Annotated in this window: 3 protein-coding genes and 1 pseudogene; all 4 read left to right on the forward strand. The window is 34.3% G+C overall.

Going from position 1 to position 3,819, the window contains the following annotated elements:
• Positions 1–271: 271 nt before the first annotated feature.
• Positions 272–1,093, forward strand: coding sequence for an enoyl-CoA hydratase-related protein (locus AC1DUW_RS23020; RefSeq protein WP_053345609.1), 822 nt, complete (start codon positions 272–274; stop codon positions 1,091–1,093).
• A gap of 251 nt (positions 1,094–1,344) precedes the next feature.
• Complete coding sequence (locus AC1DUW_RS23025; RefSeq protein WP_053345610.1) at positions 1,345–2,175, forward strand: ABC transporter ATP-binding protein; 831 nt, start codon at positions 1,345–1,347, stop codon at positions 2,173–2,175.
• A gap of 416 nt (positions 2,176–2,591) precedes the next feature.
• The gene (locus tag AC1DUW_RS23030; RefSeq protein ID WP_477643550.1) at positions 2,592–2,819 is read left to right on the forward strand and encodes a hypothetical protein; all 228 of its coding nucleotides are present in this window, start codon (positions 2,592–2,594) and stop codon (positions 2,817–2,819) included.
• Between the two features lie 333 nt (positions 2,820–3,152).
• Positions 3,153–3,532, forward strand: a pseudogene (locus AC1DUW_RS23035) (DDE-type integrase/transposase/recombinase); the annotation flags it as partial.
• Positions 3,533–3,819 lie beyond the last annotated feature (287 nt).

Below are 3,819 nucleotides of genomic sequence, written 5' to 3' on the forward strand. Positions count from 1 at the left end.
GATAAAGTGGATCATTACTAATACTATTTTTGTTCACTACCTCTAGATTTTCAGCCATCTCTTCTACGTCCCTTCTATTACTTTTTCAATATAGTAGATTCTTCGGGTAACCTTCCAATCAATGTAAAGTTCACCATACTAATAATCGTGAGACTTTTGAATTATTTGTAGAGAAAGAGAAAATTAGACCAGTAAAAGGGTGATATTGGTGTCGTTAGGTTACCCGAAGAATCTACTATATTGAAAAAGTAATAGAAGGGACGTAGAAGAGATGGCTGAAAATCTAGAGGTAGTGAACAAAAATAGTATTAGTAATGATCCACTTTATCTCCAAATAGAAGGAAATATAGCGTTTATCAATTTCAACAGACCCGGAAAACGGAATGCAATTAGTTACGAAATGTGGACGAAAATACCTGATTTAATAGAAGAATGCGAAAAAAATTCACAGGTTAAAGTAATTATTTTTAAAGGTGTAGATCATAGTGCGTTTTCGGCAGGAGCGGATATAAGCGAATTTAAAACATTACGTTATACAGCTGAAGGGGCTGATAAATATAATAGGGCAACGATGGTCGCAGAAAAAGCTATTATGGATGTTTCCAAACCAACAATAGCCATGATTAAAGGGTTTTGTGTGGGAGGGGGCTGTGAAATAGCAGTTGCATGCGATTTTAGATTTTCTGATGAAAATGGAAGATTGGGCATTACCCCTGCCAAGCTTGGATTAGTTTATAATACGCCTGGAACAAAGAATATTGTCGACCTTGTAGGCCCTGCAAAAGCAAAAGACATTCTATATACAGGCCGTTTATTAGATGCTGAAGAAGCTTTTCGAATTGGGTTAGTGGATCGTATATTTTCCTCAGGCTCAATTGAAAAAGAAACTTTGGATTATGCAAAACTAATTTGTAAAAATGCTCAATTGTCAGTACGGGGGTCAAAAAAGATTATTAATGAAGTTTTAATGGGAGCTACCAAGGATTCTCAAGAGACAGCTCAACTTGTAATCGATTCTTTTGTTTCAGAGGATTATAGAGAAGGTGTTCATTCTTTCCTAGAAAAACGCAAGCCGAACTTTAAATATTCTTAATATGTAAATGAKTCATACTGAGAAACTTTCTTGAGGTGTAAGTTTAGAAAAGAAATAAAAAAACGTTGAATGAATTTTAATTTAATATCACACGCACCTTAAGAAAGGGGATTTTTACATAAAAGGCTTAAAACGATTGAAATGAAGTTAAAAAAAGGGATATAAAAGGACATTCTATATAAAATCGGCGTATTGTGTGATAACGAAAAAGCGAAATGACTGAAAGTCTATAAGACAGATGGAGGATAAAGATGGATCAAACAAAAACCAGCAACAATGTCATCTCACTTAAGAATATTAATTGGAAACGCAATGGGAACCAAATATTAAATGGGGTTTCATGGGAAGTCCAAACGGGGGAACACTGGGCGCTTCTAGGTTTAAATGGATCAGGAAAAACATCTCTTTTAAAAATGATTACGGGATATCAATGGCCCAATAGTGGTGGCGAAGTTTCTGTTTTAGGAAACATTTTTGGAAAAACGAATATTCCTGAGCTGCGGAAATCCATAGGTTGGGTGAGTTCCTCCTTAGATCAGGAATATCAATCACGGCCGAATGATACAGCACTTGAAGTAGTCTTAAGTGGTAAATTTGCTTCTATTGGATTATATGAGGAAATTACAGAGAATGATATAAAAAAAGCAAATAAATTACTAGACCAATTTAGAATCAAACATTTGTCCAACCAATTCATCCAATCTCTTTCTCAAGGCGAAAAAAGAAAAGCGATGATTGCAAGGGCTCTAATGTCTTCGCCTCGTTTATTAATTTTAGATGAGCCTTGTAATGGATTGGACATTTACTCTAAGGAAGAACTATTAACCACTATTGAAGATTTGACTGCTGCACCGAACGGCCCAACCATTTTATATGTTACACATCATATCGAAGAAATCGTTCCATCAATAACCCATGCTTTGTTAATCAATTCAGGGAACGTTATTGCAAAAGGCGATAAAAAGAACACATTAACAGAATCATTGTTAGAAAAGACCTTTCGTGTCCCTATAACTTTAGAATGGGACAATGATCGTCCTTGGATCCGGATTAAATCGATGTTAGCGACTGTAAAAAATTAAAACTTCTGGAAAGCATTCTGCGTGAGTAGTATAATCAGTAGTTCTTCTATGAACTTTACACGAGTTTTAGGGGATTTTCGCTCTTCTGAAAAGGGTGTCAACTGTTATTTATAGAGATTCAATGGGAGCAACGTTTTATAGAACAACACCCTTATGTTAATCATTAATGACCCGTTCGTAAAAATTGACTTTTACGAACGGGTATTTTTGTTTTGACAATACCTTTTTCTCATTCACCTTAATAGTATGTCTGGTTGAGTGGTTGACAATGTAAGGAATATGGTCTTGCATATATATGATACGATGAAAGTAGCCCTTCGTTTTTTGATTTGGGCAGGCTGGGTAAAAAAAGTGAATAAACAATCATATTAGGTCAATTCTATATACAAGAATGAAAATAAAAAGGAGATTAGATCGTGAAGCCATATGAAATAAAAAATATGATTATTGATGACGAGTTTGATGTTGAAGAAACAGTTAMAGCTGATTTTACTCACAATTATAAAGAGTATAGCATTACTTTTAATAAAGCAGATCTTGAAATAATTAATACATGGGTTTTTGAGGATGGTTCATCTCTTCCATCAAATTTATCAGATACTATCATTGAATCAATAAGGGAAGATATTAAAAAGAGAATCTAGTCATATGAACTAGATCTTTTTTGTGGTCATTTTCTTGATCGAAGAAAAGTTTAGCCTAGTTTATATTGATGAAGAAGTAGAAATTATTTGGCTTTACCGACAAACGTCTTAAACTCGGAACAGAATTGATGACAAATATGATCGCTTCAATCCATGCTGAGATGTATGATGAGACCTTTTTTATATCTCTGGTTTTTATACAATACTGGCTCCAATTGAAAATAGGAAACAGGTAGTATAGGTGTTTGTTCCAAGTCCCAACCCGTGGGGCAGAAAAAAGGACTTTTGCGTATTTTATTTCCTAAAGGATCCATTATGTTAACTAATGATTAGTCTCATTTATCCACGATTAAAGATGGTTCAACCAATGAAATACTTGCCTATAATGTGTCTAGCCGAATGACATTAGATTTAGGTACAGATACATTAGTAAAGTTAACGAAGAATAAACGAGTAAAGTTTGCCGAAGGGGCCTCTATTCACTCTGATCACGGAGTACACTATACTGGTCCACTTTTCAAAAACACGTAAAAAAACTAGGACTTGGGCAATCCATGTCGAGAAGAGGGAACTGTTGGGATAACGCTCCACTAGAGTCCTTCTTTGGTCATTTTAAAGATGAAGTCTATATTAAACCCTGTAATACAATAGAAGAACTTAAAAAGGAAATTAAAAGTTATATGACGTACTATAACAATTTAAGATATCAATGAAACTTAAAGAAGATGACTCCTGTTCAATACAGAAATCACCTTCTCAAGTGGCATGACCTTTTTTAAAAATGTCCTTTACATAGGGTACAGTTTAATAACTGGTTGACCTTATATTACGAACGGGGCGGGTTAGTTCCATAAGGAATTCTGAATTTTATGGTAAAGTAAAGGAATAATTGATTATTTAGTTTGGGGGATTTTTAGTGGAGGCTATCATCCCTATTGTTTTTTTATATTTTTGGGTTATTTATTCTATATATAGTTATCGAAACAGCAGTAAGGAAAGG

Source organism: Peribacillus sp. P4_C12 (assembly GCF_056402095.1).

Excerpts from the sequence above, each read along its gene's own strand:
- AC1DUW_RS23025 (WP_053345610.1), top strand. The coding sequence starts at position 1,345 with ATGGATCAAACAAAAACCAGCAACAATGTCATCTCACTTAAGAATATT.
- AC1DUW_RS23020 (WP_053345609.1), top strand. The coding sequence starts at position 272 with ATGGCTGAAAATCTAGAGGTAGTGAACAAAAATAGTATTAGTAATGAT.